Below are 16,699 nucleotides of genomic sequence, written 5' to 3' on the forward strand. Positions count from 1 at the left end.
CTAATCTCAACAGCCCCGTAAGAGAACTGAACGGTACGTTTCATTGTTTTCTGTATATCGTATCCTTTTTCTTTATAAGTATGAATTAATTCCAAATCAATCATCTCGATTGCTTTGGAAACCAGCTCACACATGACTTTTGGAAGGTATTGATCTAATCGTATTTCACTGTCTAATAATGTTTCAGAATCCTTTAATATACTGGCAATTTCTGCTATAATTTGATTCATAAGAAGACCTCTTTTCTGGATTTGTGGTTATCTCTAGATTAAGGGTCTTCTTCCTTTTTGTCTACTTTAATTTCTTACCCTACTATTTTACTTTCCGACAACTATTTTACACATAGTTTTCGCCGGTTTCGCTGTTTGCTCATGAGATTTCTAAACACGGATATTTGTGCTAGAATGAATATGGAAAAGGCTTTTTACAGTAAAAAGTTTTAAAGGATGGGCACACCATGAGTAAATTTAATGAAATCTTTTTTGATTTGGAGTCTGCGATTCTGAATCAAGATTACCTGCCGGGAGATTTGCTTCCGAGCGAAAACGCCTTGGCGAAAAAGTACAATGTTTCACGTGAAACAATTCGGAAAGCTTTGACGTTGCTGTTGGAAAACGGCTATATCCAAAAGCAGCAGGGGAAAGGGTCCATTGTCCTGGATGTGAAACGTTTTGACTTCCCTATTTCAGGCTTGACCAGCTACAAGGAGCTGCAGAAAGCGCAAAACATAGCCAGTGAAACACTTGTCATCCAAAACGAAGTGCAACAGCTTCCTTCGCGTGTATCGGAATTTCTGGGAGTTCCCCAAGATACCGAAGCGCACTGCATTGTTCGGCTGCGAAAGGTGGACGACGAATCCATCATATTGGACAAAGACTACTTATTGACCTCCGTTGTCCCTTCCATCCCAAGTCAGGCTGCAGAACAATCTTTGTATGATTACTTGGAAAATGAGTTGGGGCTGACAATCGGGTATGCCCGCAAAGAATTCACGGTCGAACCGGTCACAAAAGAAGATCGGGAGCTGCTCGCTTTGCATGGGGACACTCACGTGGTCGTCATTCGAAGCGATGTGCATTTGGAAGACACCACCTTGTTCCAATACACCGAATCCCGCCATCGTCTAGACAAGTTCCGTTTCGTGGATTTTGCGCGCCGCCGCGGACCGGGTCCTTTGCAATAGACAATTCTGAAAGAGATAAAGAAAAAGGCAACGGCATGTTTTTCATGCCGTTGCCTTTTGAATTTTTAATCAATTATGCTTTAACAACGTTTGCTGCTTGAAGTCCACGGTTGCCTTCTTCGATGTCAAAGTTTACTGTTTGGCCTTCATCCAAAGATTTGAATCCTTCTTCTTGGATAGCGGAGAAGTGTACGAATACATCGTCTGCTCCGTCACGTTCGATGAATCCAAAACCTTTTTCTGCGTTAAACCATTTCACTGTACCTTGTTCCATAATTAAATTCCTCCTCGTGCCTTAAGCACAAACTATTTTCACATAATTGCTCAAGGTCCGATTCGGAAGTGCATCACACAGTTCGTTCGTAAACTCTTACAATATGTTAACACCAGTGTACCACACATAAAAAGAAATGCATAACTAAAAGTTTTAAAACTTTCTCGTTACAAAAACTACCAGTTCCTTACTCCTCAATTTCTACCCATCCCGGTCGGCTTAGGAGGTATTCCCACATCGCATCCGGCAATGCGGCGTCTTCCGCCTGCTCTGGATCGCTTTGCTTGAGGATGTGACGAATATCACCGGGACGGCCTTCTTGTACTTTCACAGCCCAATCCGGGTCCACTAGAAGCGCCCGGCCAAGTGCAATCAAGTCCATTCCCATTTTTCGTGCTTCTTCCGCTTTTTCCGGAGTATGAATGCTGCCGACACCGATCAACGGAATTTCCCCATTCACCGCTTCTGCAATCGCCTGCACAACAGGCTTTTTTTGAGATTTATTCCGAATGGACGTCTGCATCACATCTCCGGTAGAAATGTGCAAGTAATCCAATCCTGTCCGCTTCAACTCGTCGACCAAAGCAAGGGTGTCGTCCATTGTGATGCCTGGTTCTTCCAGCTCTTCCGGAGAAAAACGATACCCTAGAATAAACGGCCGGTCCGCGTAGGTCTCAACGGCATCTTTGGCCGCTTTCACCACCGCCAACGGCAATGCCATTCGTTTTTCCAATGTACCGCCCCAATGGTCTTCCCGGCGGTTGGAATGAGGAGAGAAGAACTGTTGAATCAAATAGGTGTTTGCTCCATGAATTTCCACTCCGTCAAATCCAGCTTGAATCCCTCTTCTCACGGCTTCTTTAAAAGCTTCAACCATTTCGTAAGCTTCTTCCGTCGTCAATGCACGCGGCACTTCCGCCTCTTCACGAAGAGCCGGAACGGCGCTCGCACTGACCGGGTGCTCCCCGCGCAGACTTCGTGTGTCCCCCATCCGGCCGACATGGAAAACCTGTAAAATCGCTTTGGCTCCATTTTCCTGGATGGCACGGGCCATCTTGGCCAGCCCCGGTATGTGGGCATCGGTGGCTGCGCTCGGTGATCCGGCAAAGCGTCCATTTTCCTGAACGTGGGCACAGGCGGTAATCACTGCTCCCAATCCCTTGGAACGTCTTTTGTAATAAAGGATTTCATCGGTCGTGACCATTCCGTTCACAAAGGAAGACTGCGTGGTCATCGGGGCCATCACCAACCGGTTATTCAATGTGACCCCATTCGGAAGCATCAACGGCTCAAACAACGTCTCATATTTTTGGGACATAGTCTCTCTCCTCTTTTCGGTGTTATTGATACCAATCTACACTTTCCAAGAAAGCAATGTGCTCTTTCTGCCACGGGGCACCCAATATTTTTTTGTTGCATTTAAGAGGCAGTTTCTTGCCATCCGCTTTAATCACAATCTTGTACTGTATCAGACCTTTTTTAACGGTCATGGATTCCACTTCGTCTTTTGGGATGGAAAAGTGTTCATCAGACAGTTTGCCCATCATGGTGATCCCCACAAAGACAATCTCATCCGGGTAAAACGCGATTAAGTAATTTTTCATTTTGAAAGACGCAAACGCCCCCCACAACATATATTGCGAGATCTTTGGATCGATGTACCCCACATTTTTCTCTGCCGTTTTCCCGATTTCTTGAAAATAACGCTCGATATTTTCTGTTTTCATAGACTCGTTCATCGTGTATTGCCCTCCTTTTTTAAGTACGGATTTACTGGTCATTCCTCCTGTGCAGTAGACTCATGGAAAAAATAACGCATTTCGTCGCTCAATGGTTCGTTGTCGGAAAACATCTCCGGGTCTGCCGCGAGCATTTCTGTGAGAACGGCGGTGAGTTTGACCGTATCACATACCCGTACTTCGGCGTCCCCCAACCGACCCAAATGCATCGCTCCTGTCTCTTGCAAGACTTCGTCCACTTTCCAAAAATGCTCGGACCACGACACCCCTGTATGTCTTCTGGATGGAACGGAAATTTTAGTGCCGTCCGGAAGATGTGTATACAGCTGTTCGCGGCTGTCGGTCAATCGTCCCGGAATATCCACCCATTCTTCCACTCCATGAATAAAGGTATTCCTTCTTAAGTCCACTCCCACCAACATAATTTGCGCTTTTCGGTCCAGCAGTTTCCCCCATGCAGACCCGCGTGCGCAAGGTGTGTCGAATTGCTCGTCTCCACGCGTAAACTCCGTTGCATCTTTTCCGAGCGCCGCCACCGAATGCGTAGGGTGCCAGGACCGCCTCACACCTTCCCGCTGACGAAACAGCTCGGTGAGAATTCCCACATTGGTGGGTGAAGAATCCACGTAGAAGTTGGGGTTATCCGCATTTATGTACCGCCAAGTGTGCGTGGGGAGCACCAGCAGCCCGTCTTTCATATGCTCAGACAACGCATCGAGCACCGTGTCCGGCCCGCCTTCCACTTCTCCCATGCTTTTGAAGGAAGAATGGACCAACACGGTTCCTTTGAGGTCGATTCCCAGCTCGTGCAGTTGACGTTTCAAATCCTCTTTTGTATACATCCTTCTCCTCTTTCTCTTTTGATAGTGACGTATCTTTATTGTATCCGGTTTAGGAGGAAACACAAAATGTTCTATACACAAAAAAGCAACCCGGAGCTTTTCCGGGTTGCTTTGGTGTTTATAAAGCTGAAAGGAAGGAAGCGGCAATACCGGCCAATACAACCGAACCGATGGAGACGGTGACGAATCCTGATACCAACATTTTAGGCAGTATGTGATCGAGGATAGCATTCCGTTCCTCTAAATCCTGCCCCACGGAATCAGCAACCTCCTGCGAGACAATAAACGTTCCCGGAAAACCAAACAAGGCGGAAATCCCGATACCAAAAGCCATCCAGATGGACATTTTGAATATCTTGCTGGCGATGAACGAGAACAACAGAATCCCGACGGTCCCAAATGCCAAAGCAATCAAGATGCTCAGCAGCAAGCTGCGCAACACGTCCGGCGTCGCTGCGGAAAGTGTGGACAAAATCACACTTGTCAAAGCAGCCATTGAAATTCCAAATGAGTTGGACTTAATCAAGATTTCTTTTTCCAAAAATCCGATTTCACTGAATATAATTCCCAACAACAATGCCATGATGTTGGCATCCATCAAGCGGAAACCAACACTTTCGTTTATCACACCTGATACGAACGTCGCCAGTAAGGCAACCAAAGCCGTTTTAGCTAAAAAATAATTCGCGGATTCGTATGCAGCAGGCAATTTGGGAAACAATGGTTTCTTTTCTTTTTCCTGAGTGGGGTCTGCATCGACTTTCTGACTGAGTGCACCCGCTCTATACTGCCCTTGGATACGGACAGCTTCTTTCTTCAAGAACAAAGAGGCCAATGGATACCCCACGAAACCTTGTACGACAACCAACAAAGACGCCAGTACTGCTAAATCTTCGCGTCCCAAAGCTGTTGCTGCTTCAGCCATCTGGATTCCGGCGATCACCCCTCCGGAAACAGGCGGAGCGGATACCAACGCTGTTTCAATTCCAACAATCGGTGAACCAAGGACCAAAATACCCACGGCCACACCGATGATGGCAAGAACGGCCACGATGACTGTTTTCCATTGTTCCTTAAGCTGCCGGATATTCAACATCGTTCCCATATGCACCAACAGCATGGTGATCAACACTTGTCCGATTGCCAGTAAAGTGGAATCACCAAAGATGGTCGGCGGCAGTCCCAACCAAAAAGCTACGATAAAGAATGCAGATGCGAAAAAGAGCATGGAAATAATACTTTTTGTCCTCACTGCCAACATGTCGCCTACAGCAAATACCACCAATATGATGGTCAAAGCGGCCAAACTATTCATTTTTTTCTACCCCTCATTTTACTGACTCTCTCAGTCACCATTATCATCGAGCGATTCGATGTATTTCTCATTCTATTCTAATGCACCTTGGAGGTCAACCGCTATTTATTTTCTTATAAGTCTCAGTATTTAAACAAAATTAGCGGTTGACAATCTGCTCATTTGGTTTTAATGTTAGGGATACAATTGAATCATGAGGAAATGCAGAAATAAAAATGAATGTTCCATTAAAGGAGAAGACGTATGGCTCAAAACATGATTGAAGCAACAATTAAAGACTTTATCCGTGAAAATGAAGAACTGATGGTTGCGTTCCGACGTGATTTGCATCAATTCCCTGAATTGTCCTTCGAAGAAGTGGAAACCACCAAAAAAGTGGCTGAAAAATTGGAAGCCTGGGGCATCCCTTACCGCTTGACCGAACCAACCGGTGTCATTGCGGAACTCAAAGGCGGAAAACCCGGAAAAACAGTGGCCTTGCGTGCCGACATGGACGCCTTGTCTGTTCAAGAACTTTCTGATGACTTGGCGTACCGCTCTTCTTTTGAAGGCAAGATGCATGCGTGCGGCCATGACTCCCACACAGCTATGCTGTTGACAGCGGCTAAAGCATTGAACTCTGTTAAAGAAGAAATTCCTGGAACGGTCCGCTTTTTGTTCCAGCCGGCAGAAGAAATCGCCCAAGGCGCAAAAAAAATGATTGAACAAGGCGCCATCGAAGGCATTGACAACGTCTTCGGCATCCATATTTGGAGCCAAGGACCGGCGGGTAAAGTTTCCTGCACACCAGGCCCTTCCTTTGCCGCCGCAGACATTTTCAAAGTTCACTTCAAAGGAAAAGGCGGACATGCGGCGACACCGCATCTCACTGTGGACGCAGCAGTGATTGCAGGTCAGTACATTGCAGACGTCCAGTCCATCGTATCCCGTAAAATTGATCCATTGAAATCCGCAGTGGTAACCATCGGAAAAGCGGAAATCGGTCAGCGCTTCAATGTCATCGCGGAAGATGCCGTCATGGAAGGTACAGTCCGGACCTTCGACAACGACGTGCGCCAAACGGTGGAAGACACGCTGCGCAGCTATGCGGAAGCATTGGCGGAAGCAAACGGCGCAACTGTCAACTTCGAATATACCCGTATGACGGAGCCGGTAAACAACGAAGAGAAAACTGCCAAATTGGTCCAAAAAGTTGCAGTGGACTCTTTCGGCGAAGACGGAATCTACAACGAACCGCCAACGATGGGCGGCGAAGATTTCGGCTACTTCATGGCAGAGTGCACGGGAGCCTTTGCATTGGTCGGTTCAGGAAACCCGGAAAAAGATTCGGAATGGCCGCATCACCACGGCCGTTTCAACATCGATGAAGACGCCATGATTGTCGGCGCGGAACTTTACGCTCAATACGCATTGGCGTACTTGAAACAAGACGAATTTTAATAACAAAAAACACCGCAAATCCTTATCGTGTAAGAGATTCGCGGTGTTTTTTTGCATTATTTTCTCTGGTCGTACGCAACCAGCGGTTTATTTCAACAAGAACGCAACTGTTTCATACGGGCCTACTTGGAATTCTTTTTCCAATGTACGCTCGCCGCTGTTTCCGATGATCATTTCCGCTTCTTTGTTCAAGAACTCATCTGGAATCTCGACCGTGTCCGGTTCGGCATAGAAGTGGTTCAAGACCAGTAACTGTTGCCCTTCCCATTCACGCACATACGCATAGACACTCGGATGGTCGAGCAAGATGCCGCGGTAGTCTCCTTTGGACACAATCGGCAATTCTTTCCGCAGACGGATCAAGCGCTTGTAGTAGTCCCGGATTTCTTGGCTGACCTTGCTGTTTTCCACGTTGATGTGGGTGTGGTTCGGCGCCACATCGATCCACGGCGTGCCTTCCGTGAAGCCGGCATGGAGATTCGTGTTCCATTGCATCGGTGTCCGGCCGTTGTCTCGGGATTTGGCACGGATGATATTCATCGCTTCTTCATGCGGGAGTCCCTTTTCTTTCAACTCGTGGTAGGCATTGTGTGTTTCAACATCGACGAAGTGATCCAGCTCAGGGTAATCCGGGTTGGTCATCCCGATTTCTTCGCCTTGATAGACATACGGTGTCCCGCGCAGCAAATGCATCGTCTGTGCCAACATCGTGGCCGTTTCCACCGGATAGTTTTCAACGTCCCCGAAGCGGCTGTTTGCACGCGGCTGGTCATGGTTGTTCCAGAACAAAGCGTTCCATCCTCCGCCATCGGACATACCCGTCTGCCATTCGTCCAAGATTTGTTTCAATTCTTGGAAATCAAAAGGCGCCAATGTCCATTTCTCGCCATCTTTGTAGTCTACTTTCAAATGGTGGAAGCTGAAAATCATGGACAACTCATCGCGGTCGGGATTAGAGTATTTGACGCCGTTTTCGACCGTCGTGGAACTCATTTCTCCAACAGTGATGATGTCATCGTACTTGCCAAATGTTTCCCGGTTCAATTCCTGCAGGAAATCATGGGTCAACGGCCGGTCGGTGTATAAGTATTTGCCTACACCGTCATCTGCGTCAACATAGTCTTCGTCTTTTCCAATCAAGTTGATCACGTCAAACCGGAACCCTTTGACCCCTTTTTCCAACCAAAAGTTCACTACGTCAAACATTTCCTGCCGCACTTCCGGGTTGCGCCAATTCAAGTCGGCTTGAGTGACGTCAAACAAGTGGAGGTAATACTTTCCTGTATCGCCGAACGGTGCCCAGGACGGTCCGCCAAATTTGGATGCCCAGTTGGTCGGCAGGCTGCCATCCGGTTTCGGATCGCGGAGGATATAGTAATCTTGGTATTTCTTTTCCCCCTTCAATGCCCGTTGGAACCATTCGTGTTCTGTTGATGTGTGGTTCAAGACCATATCCAGCATCAACGAAATGCCGTGTTTGTCAGCCGCTTTCACTAGTTGGTCAAAATCATCCATTGTTCCGAACATCGGATCGACAGATTTATAATCGGCCACATCATACCCGTTGTCGCGTTGAGGTGACTTATAGAACGGGTTCAGCCAAATCATGTCTATACCCAGATCTTCTAAGTAAGGAAGTTGGCGGATGACCCCCTGTAAGTCACCGATCCCGTTTCCAGTTGTGTCCTTAAACGATTTTGGATAAATTTGATAAATCACTTTGTCTTGAAAATGTGTCATGGTTCCATTCCTTTCTTGAAAAAAAGCTGAGACCGAGATCTCAGCTTATCTTTTATTCTATCTAGACTGAAAGACTTATTGTCCAAGTTTTGGTATCGGCAAGTTTTCGTTTTTCCATTTTGTCATGATGCCTCTCTTTTCGAAGAGAACCGTCAGAACAAATGGTACCACGATTGCCACAGCCATACAAAGTGCGAACCAAAGCCAGTATGGTGTTTGAATGGACAAGATGCCCGGCAGTCCACCAACCCCGATGGAGTTTGCAGTGACGTTGAACATTGTGGACATCATGCCTGCGATGGCAGAACCAATCATCGCTGCCACGAACGGGTAGACATATTTGATGTTAATCCCGAACATCGCCGGCTCCGTTACACCCAAGTAACAAGAAATCATGGCCGGGATGGAGATTTGTTCTTCCCGTTTGTTTCCGCGGTGCAAGTAGATGATTCCCAATACAGCGGAACCTTGCGCGATGTTGGACAAAGCAATCATCGGCCACAAAATGGTTCCGTTGAAGTCAGCAATCAGCTGCAAGTCGATGGCGTTCGTCATATGGTGGAGACCAGTGATGACAAGCGGTGCGTACAATCCTCCGAAGATGAATCCGAAGACCCAGTTGAAGGAACTTGTCAAACCAGCGTACACGATGTCAGAAATCCAAGCTCCGATTTGCCAGCCGATTGGCCCCAAAATCAAGTGAGCCGCCAATACGGTTGGAATCAAGGCGAATAATGGGACGAAAATCATCGAAATGGCTTCCGGAATGACTTTGCGCAGCCCTCTTTCCAAATAAGCGAGCAAGAATCCGGCCAACATTGCTGGAATCACTTGTGCTTGATACCCAATCATTTGAATTTGTGCAAATCCAAAATCCCATACCGGAATATCCGCTGCGGTTGCTCCGGCAACGCCGTACGCGTTCAAGAGCTGCGGAGAAACCAATGTAATCCCAAGGACAATCCCAAGAATCTGCGTTGTCCCCATCTTCCGGGTGATGCTCCACGTGATCCCAACCGGCAGGAAGTGGAAGATCGCCTCACCCGGCAGCCACAGGAACGCGTTGACCCCGTTCCAAAACTGTGAAGTTTCTACGATTGTCTGACCGCCCAGCGCACTGAACTGTACCGCTTCCAAAATGTTTCGGAATCCTAAAATCAGACCCCCGACCACAATCGCCGGGATGAGCGGCGCGAAAATTTCTGCCAAAGTAGCCATCGCACGCTGCAGCCAGTTCATGTTTTGTTTCCCTGCGGATTTGACGTCGTCTTTCGAGACCCCTTCCACCCCAGAGATAGATGAGAATTGATTATAAAAGTCCGCAACCTTGTTGCCTACAATAATTTGAAACTGACCAGCCTGAGTGAATGTTCCTTTGACGGAAGGAATCTTTTCGATTCGATCGACATCCGCTCTGTCCGGCTCATTTAATACAAACCGCATCCGAGTAGCACAGTGAGTGACTGCAGAAATGTTGTCTTTTCCGCCAATTGCATCCAACAGTTCTTGCGCATCCTGCTTAAAATCGGCCATGCATGTTCCTCCTCCTTTGTTAACTTGTATATACAAGTCGTCTTTACAACTCAACTTTAAACCATTTCCACCAAAAGTGCAAGCGTTTTATTTATTAATTTAATCGAATGTGTGACGGATTCGTTTCTTTTTTTTGGACTTTCTTGTATACTGTCTATAATTATCACAATTCACGTTATCAGAAAGGAGAGCAGCATGGAGTCTTTTGAATGGCAAGCCGTCTTACTCGCATTTGGGCTCACCGTTTTTGCCGGACTGTCTACCGGTATAGGGAGTGCTTTTGCGTTTTTCTCAAAAAAGATTGATGTACGTTTTTTATCGGGCGCATTGGGTTTTTCTGCCGGGGTCATGATTTATGTCTCCATGATTGAAATTTTTCCTAAGGCCCGGCAAACATTGGAATCGGTCTACGGGGCAACCACCGGGTATTGGTATACCACATTGGCGTTCTTTGGCGGCATCGCCGTCATGGCTTTAATCGACAAGCTCGTTCCGGGCCCTGAAAACCCGCACGAAGCCCGCGGAGTGGAAGACATGCACACACAACAGCTGGGTGAAGACAATGGAGAATTGCTGCGGATGGGGATATTTTCTGCATTGGCTATTGCGATTCACAATTTTCCCGAAGGCCTTGCCACGTTCATCAGTGCTTTGGACGATCCGGCTCTCGGGGTCAGCATCGCTGTAGCGGTGGCCATACATAACATCCCGGAAGGAATTTCCGTGTCTGTCCCGATTTATTACTCCACCGGAAGCAAACGCCAGGCATTCAAATACAGTTTTCTTTCCGGTTTGGCGGAACCGTTGGGAGCCATCGTGGGATTTACGGTTCTCCGGCCGTTCATCAGCGACACCCTATTCGGCATCACGTTCGCCAGTGTCGCCGGAATCATGGTCTACATCTCTCTCGATGAGCTGCTTCCGACTGCGGAAAAATACGCCGAACACCACATCGCCATCTGGGGACTCATCAGCGGGATGGCCATCATGGCATTGAGTTTGTTGTTGTTGGCATAAAAGTTGACTATTTATTGCACAAAAAAAGGTTGATGGACTGTTTTTCAGTCCATCAACCTTTTTGCGTTTAATCCGTTAATCCAAAATTCAATTTGTACTCATTTCCGGCTGCATCTTCGTAAGCATACGTCATGCCTTCACGCAAGTACTTGTCTTTATCGTACCCCGGGACGTCGTTGCAGGTCACACATTTTCCGAATTCGTCCACGGCGATGACCTGGCTGTTCTTCGGCAGCGTAATCGGCAATTTCCCGTGAGGTTTGTGGGCTCCAATCATCACTTCCAACTGTGCCTTTTCCAATGTATCATAGCCGGCAATCAACACATCGGACACATTTTCCACGTTGCCCAAAATCCACGGCAGGGTAATGTTGATGCTGGTGACCACTTTTCCGTTGTTTGCGTGCATGTAGTCAGCAATCTCAAAGTAACGGTTCAAATTGCTGACGGTGGTCTCAGTGTAAGAGTCTCCGTTCATGGCGATGTTTGTCTTGTTCTCACAGATTTCCAGTTCCAATAATCCAGGTGTGGCATTGAAGTAATCGCCGCTTTCTGGACGCAGGAACAAGACTGCCACGTCCGCTTCTTTGTAATCATAGACAAGATCTAAGCTCAACGACTGCGCTGCTTTCACGGCTCTTTGTGTGTAGGTGTCTGCTTTTTTCGGATCTTTGTGGAACGATTCGATGTAGATTTTTTATCTTGAAGCGGCAGCGTGCCATCGTTTTTCAATAAAGTGACGGATTTCAAGTGCGCTTCGTACGCTTTTTCATGACGGGCGGTGTCTTTGAGAGCGTCCAGTGACGCCTGGTTGTCGACATAAGTGTTTTCGTCGAACAAGCCCAGCTGGAACATCTCTTTCAACAAGCGTTTGTTGGCCGCATCGATGCGCTCTTCAGGGATCCACTTGTTGTCGACCGCTTTTTTCAATTCGTGCACGTCATAGGTTCCGGCGATGATGTCGGTCCGGCATTGACGGCTTTAGCAAATTTGGCTGAAACAGGCAGGTTTTCCACGCCCCAGTCCATGTCTCCGACGATTCCGGTGTCAGAGTTGATGTACCCGGTGAAGCCGAGTTGGTCACGCAGAAGGTCATTCAAAATGTATTCGTTGAACGCCATGCCGAGACTTCTTCAAACGGAATCAGTTTGCCGTCAAATGACTGGTAATGGCTTTTCTCGATGCTTGGAGCGGAATAATATGGCATGATGGAAGACGGGTTGTGTTTCGCCGCTTCCACAAATGGAGGCAGGTGGTATTTTTCCAAGCTGCCTTCTGTACGGTATACGTTCCATTTCCCTTCTTTGTAGTGAGGGTCAAACCCGTTCTCGCGTGCTCCTCCGCCAGGGAAGTGTTTTATCGTCAATGCAACCGACTCTTCGTTCAGTTCTTCGCCTTGGAACCCGTCGATCAATCGTTCCGCAATTTCTTCGAAGTGACTTTCAAATCAGGTTGCTGCATGCTGTTCTTCCTTTCTTATCTTATTTCAGTATACGGTTTCATTATAGCAGTTTGTATTTCATTGTGTATACCCTTTCTCTAACCGGTTACAAAACAAGCGAGGAACGTATTGTTCCCCGCTTTCAACGCTATTCTGTTTCTTCGAATGCCTGCTTCATGTCTCCCACCAAGTACAACGATCCGAATACCACCACAATCTCCTCTTTGGCAAGGTTGTGCCGGATATACTCCACTGCTTCTTGCGGCGCAGCAAATGCTTGGGCGTCTATCCCCTCTTCCGCCAGTTTTTCTTTCAATGTTTGGGCATCCAACGCTCGTTCAGAATTCGGCGCCAGCAAGAAGAATCGATCGGCCATCGGTTCCATGAGGCGGATCATCTTGCGGTACGCTTTATCCTGCATCATCCCGACAAGGAAATTCAGTTTTTTGCCCGGAAACAGTGTTTTCAGGTTCTTCTCCAGCATCTCCACGCCTTGTTGGTTGTGGGCGCCATCCAAAATGACGAGCGGCTCAACCGCTACTTTTTCCATCCGTCCCGGCCAAAATGCTTTTTCCAGTCCTTCTTTTATATGGGCGTCTTTGATCGGCCACTCTTTTTCCTGCAGTTTCCATGCAGCTTCCATAGCTGTCACCGCATTGTATACTTGATGTTCTCCCATCATGCGAATGGCGAAATCGCCCATCCCTTTGTACTCAAACCGTTGCCCCTCAATAGACGATGCGGTAATACGAACGTCTTGCCGTTTTACCGCTGTCCAGTCAGCTGCTTGTTCCCGGCACCGCACTTCAAAAATCTTTTCGATTGCTTCGTTTTGCGGATACGTCACCAAGGCCCCATTCGGTTTCACGATTCCTGCTTTTTCTTGGGCGATTTTTTCCAAGGTCTCCCCGAGAACTTTCATATGATCCATACCGATGGCGGTGATGATGGATACTTCCGATTCATCAATCACATTGGTGGCATCCAGTCTTCCGCCGACTCCTGTTTCCAAAATGACCAGTTCTGTGCCTTGTTTCTGGAAGTAAAGGAATGCTACAGCAGTCAAGATTTCGAACGCATACAGCCGCTCATTCAGCTCTTCTTCCACTTGTTCAACCGCCTCACGGACTGTTTCAGTTGTTTCAATCAACTCTGCATCCGTGATTTCCCGGCCATCGATCCGGATTCGTTCGTTCAACCGTACCAAATGCGGCGAAGTGTACAATCCTGTTTTGATGGCACTTGTCCGCAAGATAGCTTCCATAAACGCGGAAGTCGATCCTTTTCCATTGGTGCCCGCGATATGGATGAATTTCAAGTCCTTCTGAGGGTTGCCGATGAGTTCCACCAACCGTTTCATCCGGTTCAAACTTTCCTTCCTACCCGTTCCCCGGTTTGTGTTGACCAGTTCAATCACTTCTTGCATGTCCATTATATCTACCCGCTCATCTTTTCTAAATTTCCACTCGAATGGATTCTTCCTCATTATAGATTTAACCCTTCCAAAAGTCGATACAGAGATAAAAAGAGGCCGTCTCGTGTTGAGACAGCCTCTCTTGATATGTTTAATTGTTCAATATCGATTTTTTCTCGATAATCGGCTCCACAACCAAATAGCGGTGTGGTTCTTTTCCTTCTGAATGGGTGGTGACGTCTTCGCTTGCACTCAATACCCGGTGGATTAATTTCCGTTCAAAGGCAGGCATCGGCTCCAACACCACAGGTTGTTTGGTGCGGCTGACTTTCTTCGCTGTGCGGTTGGCCAGATTGCGGAGGGTTTCTTCCCGACGTTTCCGGTACCCTTCTGCATCGACAATCGCCGTCAGCTTGCGGCTGGCATATTTGTGCAACTGAACTTGAGCGAGAGATTGCAGGGCGTTCAACACTTTTCCATGATGGCCGATGATGATGCCGGCTTTTTTCGTAGTCATGTTGAAGTACACCCGGCTGCCTTCCTGCTCGATCTCCACATCAACCGGTCCGGCGCCCATCACTTCGCTGATGGCTTTCAAATAATCGTTCACTTTTTGAATCGCCGTTTGGTCGTCCACCGTCTCTGGATGCTCCGACAATTCCTCGTCGAACTCTTCCTCATCTTCTTCGTCCCAATCTTCCGCTTCTGTGTCGACCACTTCCGGCTGGACACGCTCCGTCTCTTCGACAGCGGCTTCCGGTTCGGCCGGTTCTTCTGAAACAGGAGATTCCGTTTCTTTCGGCTGGTCTTGTTCTGGATTTTGAGGAAGAATCTGGTCCAATAAACTCTTGGTTTCTTTCCGTCTGACGGTAACCACGGCATCCCTCTGCCCGATGCCGAGGAAGCCTTTTTTGCCTTCTTCCACCACTTCGATGATTGCCTCATCACGTGTCAAAGCCAAAGCTTTCAACCCTTTTTCGATGGCTTCTTCGGTTGTCGGCGCTTGAGCAGTGTATTTATCTATCAACTCGTTTTCCTCCATTCTTTCCGCGTATGTGAATCACTTCCATTTTACCACGAAAAAGCAGTGTGAAAAGAGGAGAACTTATTTTTTGACGTTGCGTCCCGTCTTGCGGGCTCTTCTGAGCGCCCGTCTTCTTTCGCGCTCGCGTTCTTGTTCGGCTCTTTCTTTTTCTTCGCGTTCACGCTTGATTTTGAACGGATTGTTCAACAACAACGTTTGTGCCACTGAAAACGCGTTACTCACAACGAAGTACAAAGACAACGCGCTCGGCAGGGAAATACTGATGAACAAAATCATGATTGGCATCATGTACGTCATCAACGCTGCGCCTTCTTGTGCCGGGTTGCTCATCTGGGTCAATTTGGAGTTGGTCAATGTGAAGACCGCTGCCAGAATCGGCCAGATGAAGAACGGATCCGGCTGCCCCAGGTTGGTCCAAAGGAAATCCCCTGAACTCAATTCCGGAGTACGGCTGATTGCCTGGTACAAAGCAATCAATACCGGCATTTGAACCAAAAGCGGCAGACAGCCCATGTACGGGTTGACGCCGGCTTCTTCATATAAACGTGCCGTTTCTTCCCGCAACTTTTCCTGTGTTTCAGTGTCCCGTGCGGAGTACTGTTCTCTCAGCTCTTGCAGCTGCGGATTGACATCGGACATTTTGCGCATGCTCTTTGTTTGAAAATGAGTCAGCGGCAACAAAATGATCCGGATCAATACAGTGAAGAGGATGATGCCGACCCCGTAGTTCCCTCCGAAGATTTCCGACAGCCAAATGATGATCCGGGAGAAGTTATAAATGACGATTCCATCCCAAAATCCTTCGCTTTGAGAGGTAATCGGCTCGGTTCCACACGCTGCCAAAAACAGTGTTAAGGACATTATCCCTGCCAGCAGCAGGAATCGCTTACTTTTTTTCAAAATAAACCCTCACTTCTATTTATAAGGATAGACGCCGCCAAGGGTCGTCGAGGTGGTTGGTATTCAGTTTTTTGTTCTAAGTAATTTATTTCAACATTCCTGCTAATCGCAGGACGTGACGCAAACTGCTTTTCACTTGATGGGTGGTCATGGTTGCCGCCGGCTTGCGGGCGATGACCAAAAAATCTTTGTCTTCTTTCAATTCTTCATCCAATTCGTGCAAACTTTGACGAATCTTGCGTTTGACTGCGTTTCGCATCACGGCATTTCCGATTTTTTTCCCTACAGAGATGCCCACGCGAAAATGCGATTGATCAGGTTTGTCCAAGACATACACGACAAATTGACGGTTGGCGACCGAATTGCCTTGATGAAAGACTTTTTGGAAGTCAGCCTCTTTTTTTACTCGATATGCTTTCTTCATCTTTTTCACCTTCCCGCTTTTTGTCTCTTGGTTGCTGTGCCTGTCCTCTGTCATGCAGTGTTCATTGAATCATTTAACCTGCCGGCGTATGCTGTCTGACGAATCCATCGTTTGATTTTGTCGAACAACATACGCCGGCAGGTCCTTTTTTCTATATTTTTATTTTAAAGAAAAAAAAGATCACTGAGACGCTCAGTGATCATGCAGACAATACTTTTCTACCTTTACGGCGTCTGTTGCTTAGTATTTTTCGTCCGTTTTTTGTGCTCATTCTTTGACGAAATCCATGTACTTTTGAACGATGGCGTTTTTTTGGTTGGAATGTTCTTTTCATATTCGATTACACCTCCCGATGTCTTGACTGGCTCTCTGACTGACTACTCAGACAGACT

General features: G+C 47.5%; 20 protein-coding genes. 3 read left to right on the forward strand and 17 right to left on the reverse strand.

The features are described from left to right. On the reverse strand, window positions 1-230 hold a 230-nt coding region (locus tag G470_RS0105150; protein ID WP_028273359.1), incomplete at its 3' end, for a hypothetical protein. A 227-nt stretch (window positions 231-457) separates the two neighbouring features. Between G470_RS0105150 and treR the strand changes: the two genes are divergently transcribed. Next, entirely contained in the window at window positions 458-1,183 is a 726-nt protein-coding gene (gene treR, locus G470_RS0105155) for a trehalose operon repressor (RefSeq protein WP_028273904.1), read from the forward strand. 73 nt (window positions 1,184-1,256) lie between these two features. On the opposite strand, the gene G470_RS0105160 is transcribed toward treR, so the two are convergent. From G470_RS0105160 to G470_RS0105180, 5 genes are all read right to left on the reverse strand, one after another. Continuing rightward, the gene (locus G470_RS0105160) at window positions 1,257-1,457 is read right to left on the reverse strand and encodes a cold-shock protein (RefSeq protein ID WP_028273905.1); all 201 of its coding nucleotides are present in this window, start codon (window positions 1,455-1,457) and stop codon (window positions 1,257-1,259) included. Between the two features lie 187 nt (window positions 1,458-1,644). Next, a complete protein-coding gene (locus G470_RS0105165) occupies window positions 1,645-2,775 on the reverse strand; it encodes an NADH-dependent flavin oxidoreductase (protein WP_028273906.1) in 1,131 nt (376 codons plus the stop codon). Window positions 2,776-2,797: 22 nt separating this feature from the next. Then, the gene (locus G470_RS0105170; protein ID WP_028273907.1) at window positions 2,798-3,196 is read right to left on the reverse strand and encodes a hypothetical protein; all 399 of its coding nucleotides are present in this window, start codon (window positions 3,194-3,196) and stop codon (window positions 2,798-2,800) included. Window positions 3,197-3,234: 38 nt separating this feature from the next. Next, entirely contained in the window at window positions 3,235-4,038 is an 804-nt protein-coding gene (locus G470_RS0105175; RefSeq protein ID WP_028273908.1) for an AAC(3) family N-acetyltransferase, read from the reverse strand. Window positions 4,039-4,156: 118 nt separating this feature from the next. Next, window positions 4,157-5,353 carry a hypothetical protein gene (locus G470_RS0105180; protein ID WP_028273909.1) on the reverse strand — a complete coding sequence of 399 codons (1,197 nt, stop codon included), beginning with the start codon at window positions 5,351-5,353 and terminating at the stop codon, window positions 4,157-4,159. A 243-nt stretch (window positions 5,354-5,596) separates the two neighbouring features. Here G470_RS0105180 and G470_RS0105185 point away from each other — a divergent pair, with 243 nt between their 5' ends. After that, window positions 5,597-6,793, forward strand: a complete 1,197-nt coding sequence (locus tag G470_RS0105185) for an amidohydrolase (RefSeq protein WP_240470645.1) — start codon at window positions 5,597-5,599, stop codon at window positions 6,791-6,793. Between the two features lie 87 nt (window positions 6,794-6,880). Here the strand turns inward: G470_RS0105185 and treC are convergent, their stop codons facing one another. Both treC and treP read right to left on the reverse strand, forming a co-directional pair. Next, window positions 6,881-8,533, reverse strand: coding sequence for an alpha,alpha-phosphotrehalase (treC, locus tag G470_RS0105190; protein WP_028273911.1), 1,653 nt, complete (start codon window positions 8,531-8,533; stop codon window positions 6,881-6,883). A gap of 75 nt (window positions 8,534-8,608) precedes the next feature. Next, window positions 8,609-10,066: a PTS system trehalose-specific EIIBC component gene (gene treP / locus G470_RS0105195; RefSeq protein ID WP_028273912.1), complete on the reverse strand. Its 1,458-nt coding sequence runs from the start codon at window positions 10,064-10,066 to the stop codon at window positions 8,609-8,611. Window positions 10,067-10,261: 195 nt separating this feature from the next. On the opposite strand from treP, the gene zupT reads away from it, so the two are divergent. Beyond that, window positions 10,262-11,083 (forward strand): zinc transporter ZupT, encoded by an 822-nt coding sequence (gene zupT / locus G470_RS0105200; protein WP_028273913.1) that lies wholly within the window; start codon window positions 10,262-10,264, stop codon window positions 11,081-11,083. 67 nt (window positions 11,084-11,150) lie between these two features. On the opposite strand, the gene G470_RS13815 is transcribed toward zupT, so the two are convergent. The 9 genes from G470_RS13815 to rpmH form a co-directional block, all read right to left on the reverse strand. Continuing rightward, the gene (locus tag G470_RS13815; protein ID WP_169720324.1) at window positions 11,151-11,699 is read right to left on the reverse strand and encodes a glycoside hydrolase family 3 C-terminal domain-containing protein; all 549 of its coding nucleotides are present in this window, start codon (window positions 11,697-11,699) and stop codon (window positions 11,151-11,153) included. A gap of 14 nt (window positions 11,700-11,713) precedes the next feature. After that, window positions 11,714-12,022, reverse strand: a complete 309-nt coding sequence (locus G470_RS13820; RefSeq protein WP_028273915.1) for a hypothetical protein — start codon at window positions 12,020-12,022, stop codon at window positions 11,714-11,716. Further along, the gene (locus tag G470_RS15000) at window positions 12,010-12,204 is read right to left on the reverse strand and encodes a glycoside hydrolase family 3 N-terminal domain-containing protein (protein WP_028273916.1); all 195 of its coding nucleotides are present in this window, start codon (window positions 12,202-12,204) and stop codon (window positions 12,010-12,012) included. The genes G470_RS13820 and G470_RS15000 overlap by 13 nt, the downstream gene beginning before the upstream one ends. Then, window positions 12,180-12,509 (reverse strand): glycoside hydrolase family 3 N-terminal domain-containing protein, encoded by a 330-nt coding sequence (locus G470_RS15005; RefSeq protein WP_156907954.1) that lies wholly within the window; start codon window positions 12,507-12,509, stop codon window positions 12,180-12,182. Before G470_RS15005 ends, G470_RS15000 begins: the two co-directional genes overlap by 25 nt. A 163-nt stretch (window positions 12,510-12,672) precedes the next feature. Then, the gene (locus G470_RS0105225; RefSeq protein WP_028273918.1) at window positions 12,673-13,956 is read right to left on the reverse strand and encodes a bifunctional folylpolyglutamate synthase/dihydrofolate synthase; all 1,284 of its coding nucleotides are present in this window, start codon (window positions 13,954-13,956) and stop codon (window positions 12,673-12,675) included. A 133-nt stretch (window positions 13,957-14,089) separates the two neighbouring features. Then, window positions 14,090-14,965 carry an RNA-binding cell elongation regulator Jag/EloR gene (gene jag / locus G470_RS0105230; protein ID WP_420806583.1) on the reverse strand — a complete coding sequence of 292 codons (876 nt, stop codon included), beginning with the start codon at window positions 14,963-14,965 and terminating at the stop codon, window positions 14,090-14,092. A gap of 78 nt (window positions 14,966-15,043) precedes the next feature. Continuing rightward, the gene (yidC, locus tag G470_RS0105235) at window positions 15,044-15,883 is read right to left on the reverse strand and encodes a membrane protein insertase YidC (RefSeq protein ID WP_028273920.1); all 840 of its coding nucleotides are present in this window, start codon (window positions 15,881-15,883) and stop codon (window positions 15,044-15,046) included. An 85-nt stretch (window positions 15,884-15,968) separates the two neighbouring features. Further along, the gene (gene rnpA / locus G470_RS0105240; RefSeq protein ID WP_028273921.1) at window positions 15,969-16,307 is read right to left on the reverse strand and encodes a ribonuclease P protein component; all 339 of its coding nucleotides are present in this window, start codon (window positions 16,305-16,307) and stop codon (window positions 15,969-15,971) included. Between the two features lie 199 nt (window positions 16,308-16,506). Next, window positions 16,507-16,641 carry a 50S ribosomal protein L34 gene (gene rpmH, locus G470_RS14055; protein ID WP_084172093.1) on the reverse strand — a complete coding sequence of 45 codons (135 nt, stop codon included), beginning with the start codon at window positions 16,639-16,641 and terminating at the stop codon, window positions 16,507-16,509. Window positions 16,642-16,699 lie beyond the last annotated feature (58 nt).

This window comes from Atopococcus tabaci DSM 17538 (assembly GCF_000429585.1).
Taxonomy (GTDB): Bacteria; Bacillota; Bacilli; order Lactobacillales; family Carnobacteriaceae_A; genus Atopococcus; species Atopococcus tabaci.

Excerpts from the sequence above, each read along its gene's own strand:
- treR (WP_028273904.1), top strand. The coding sequence starts at position 458 with ATGAGTAAATTTAATGAAATCTTTTTTGATTTGGAGTCTGCGATTCTG.
- G470_RS0105160 (WP_028273905.1), bottom strand. The coding sequence starts at position 1,457 with ATGGAACAAGGTACAGTGAAATGGTTTAACGCAGAAAAAGGTTTTGGA.
- G470_RS0105165 (WP_028273906.1), bottom strand. The coding sequence starts at position 2,775 with ATGTCCCAAAAATATGAGACGTTGTTTGAGCCGTTGATGCTTCCGAAT.
- G470_RS0105170 (WP_028273907.1), bottom strand. The coding sequence starts at position 3,196 with ATGAACGAGTCTATGAAAACAGAAAATATCGAGCGTTATTTTCAAGAA.
- G470_RS0105175 (WP_028273908.1), bottom strand. The coding sequence starts at position 4,038 with ATGTATACAAAAGAGGATTTGAAACGTCAACTGCACGAGCTGGGAATC.
- G470_RS0105180 (WP_028273909.1), bottom strand. The coding sequence starts at position 5,353 with ATGAATAGTTTGGCCGCTTTGACCATCATATTGGTGGTATTTGCTGTA.
- G470_RS0105185 (WP_240470645.1), top strand. The coding sequence starts at position 5,597 with ATGGCTCAAAACATGATTGAAGCAACAATTAAAGACTTTATCCGTGAA.
- treC (WP_028273911.1), bottom strand. The coding sequence starts at position 8,533 with ATGACACATTTTCAAGACAAAGTGATTTATCAAATTTATCCAAAATCG.
- treP (WP_028273912.1), bottom strand. The coding sequence starts at position 10,066 with ATGGCCGATTTTAAGCAGGATGCGCAAGAACTGTTGGATGCAATTGGC.
- zupT (WP_028273913.1), top strand. The coding sequence starts at position 10,262 with ATGGAGTCTTTTGAATGGCAAGCCGTCTTACTCGCATTTGGGCTCACC.
- G470_RS15000 (WP_028273916.1), bottom strand. The coding sequence starts at position 12,204 with ATGGCGTTCAACGAATACATTTTGAATGACCTTCTGCGTGACCAACTC.
- G470_RS0105225 (WP_028273918.1), bottom strand. The coding sequence starts at position 13,956 with ATGGACATGCAAGAAGTGATTGAACTGGTCAACACAAACCGGGGAACG.
- rnpA (WP_028273921.1), bottom strand. The coding sequence starts at position 16,307 with ATGAAGAAAGCATATCGAGTAAAAAAAGAGGCTGACTTCCAAAAAGTC.
- rpmH (WP_084172093.1), bottom strand. The coding sequence starts at position 16,641 with ATGAAAAGAACATTCCAACCAAAAAAACGCCATCGTTCAAAAGTACAT.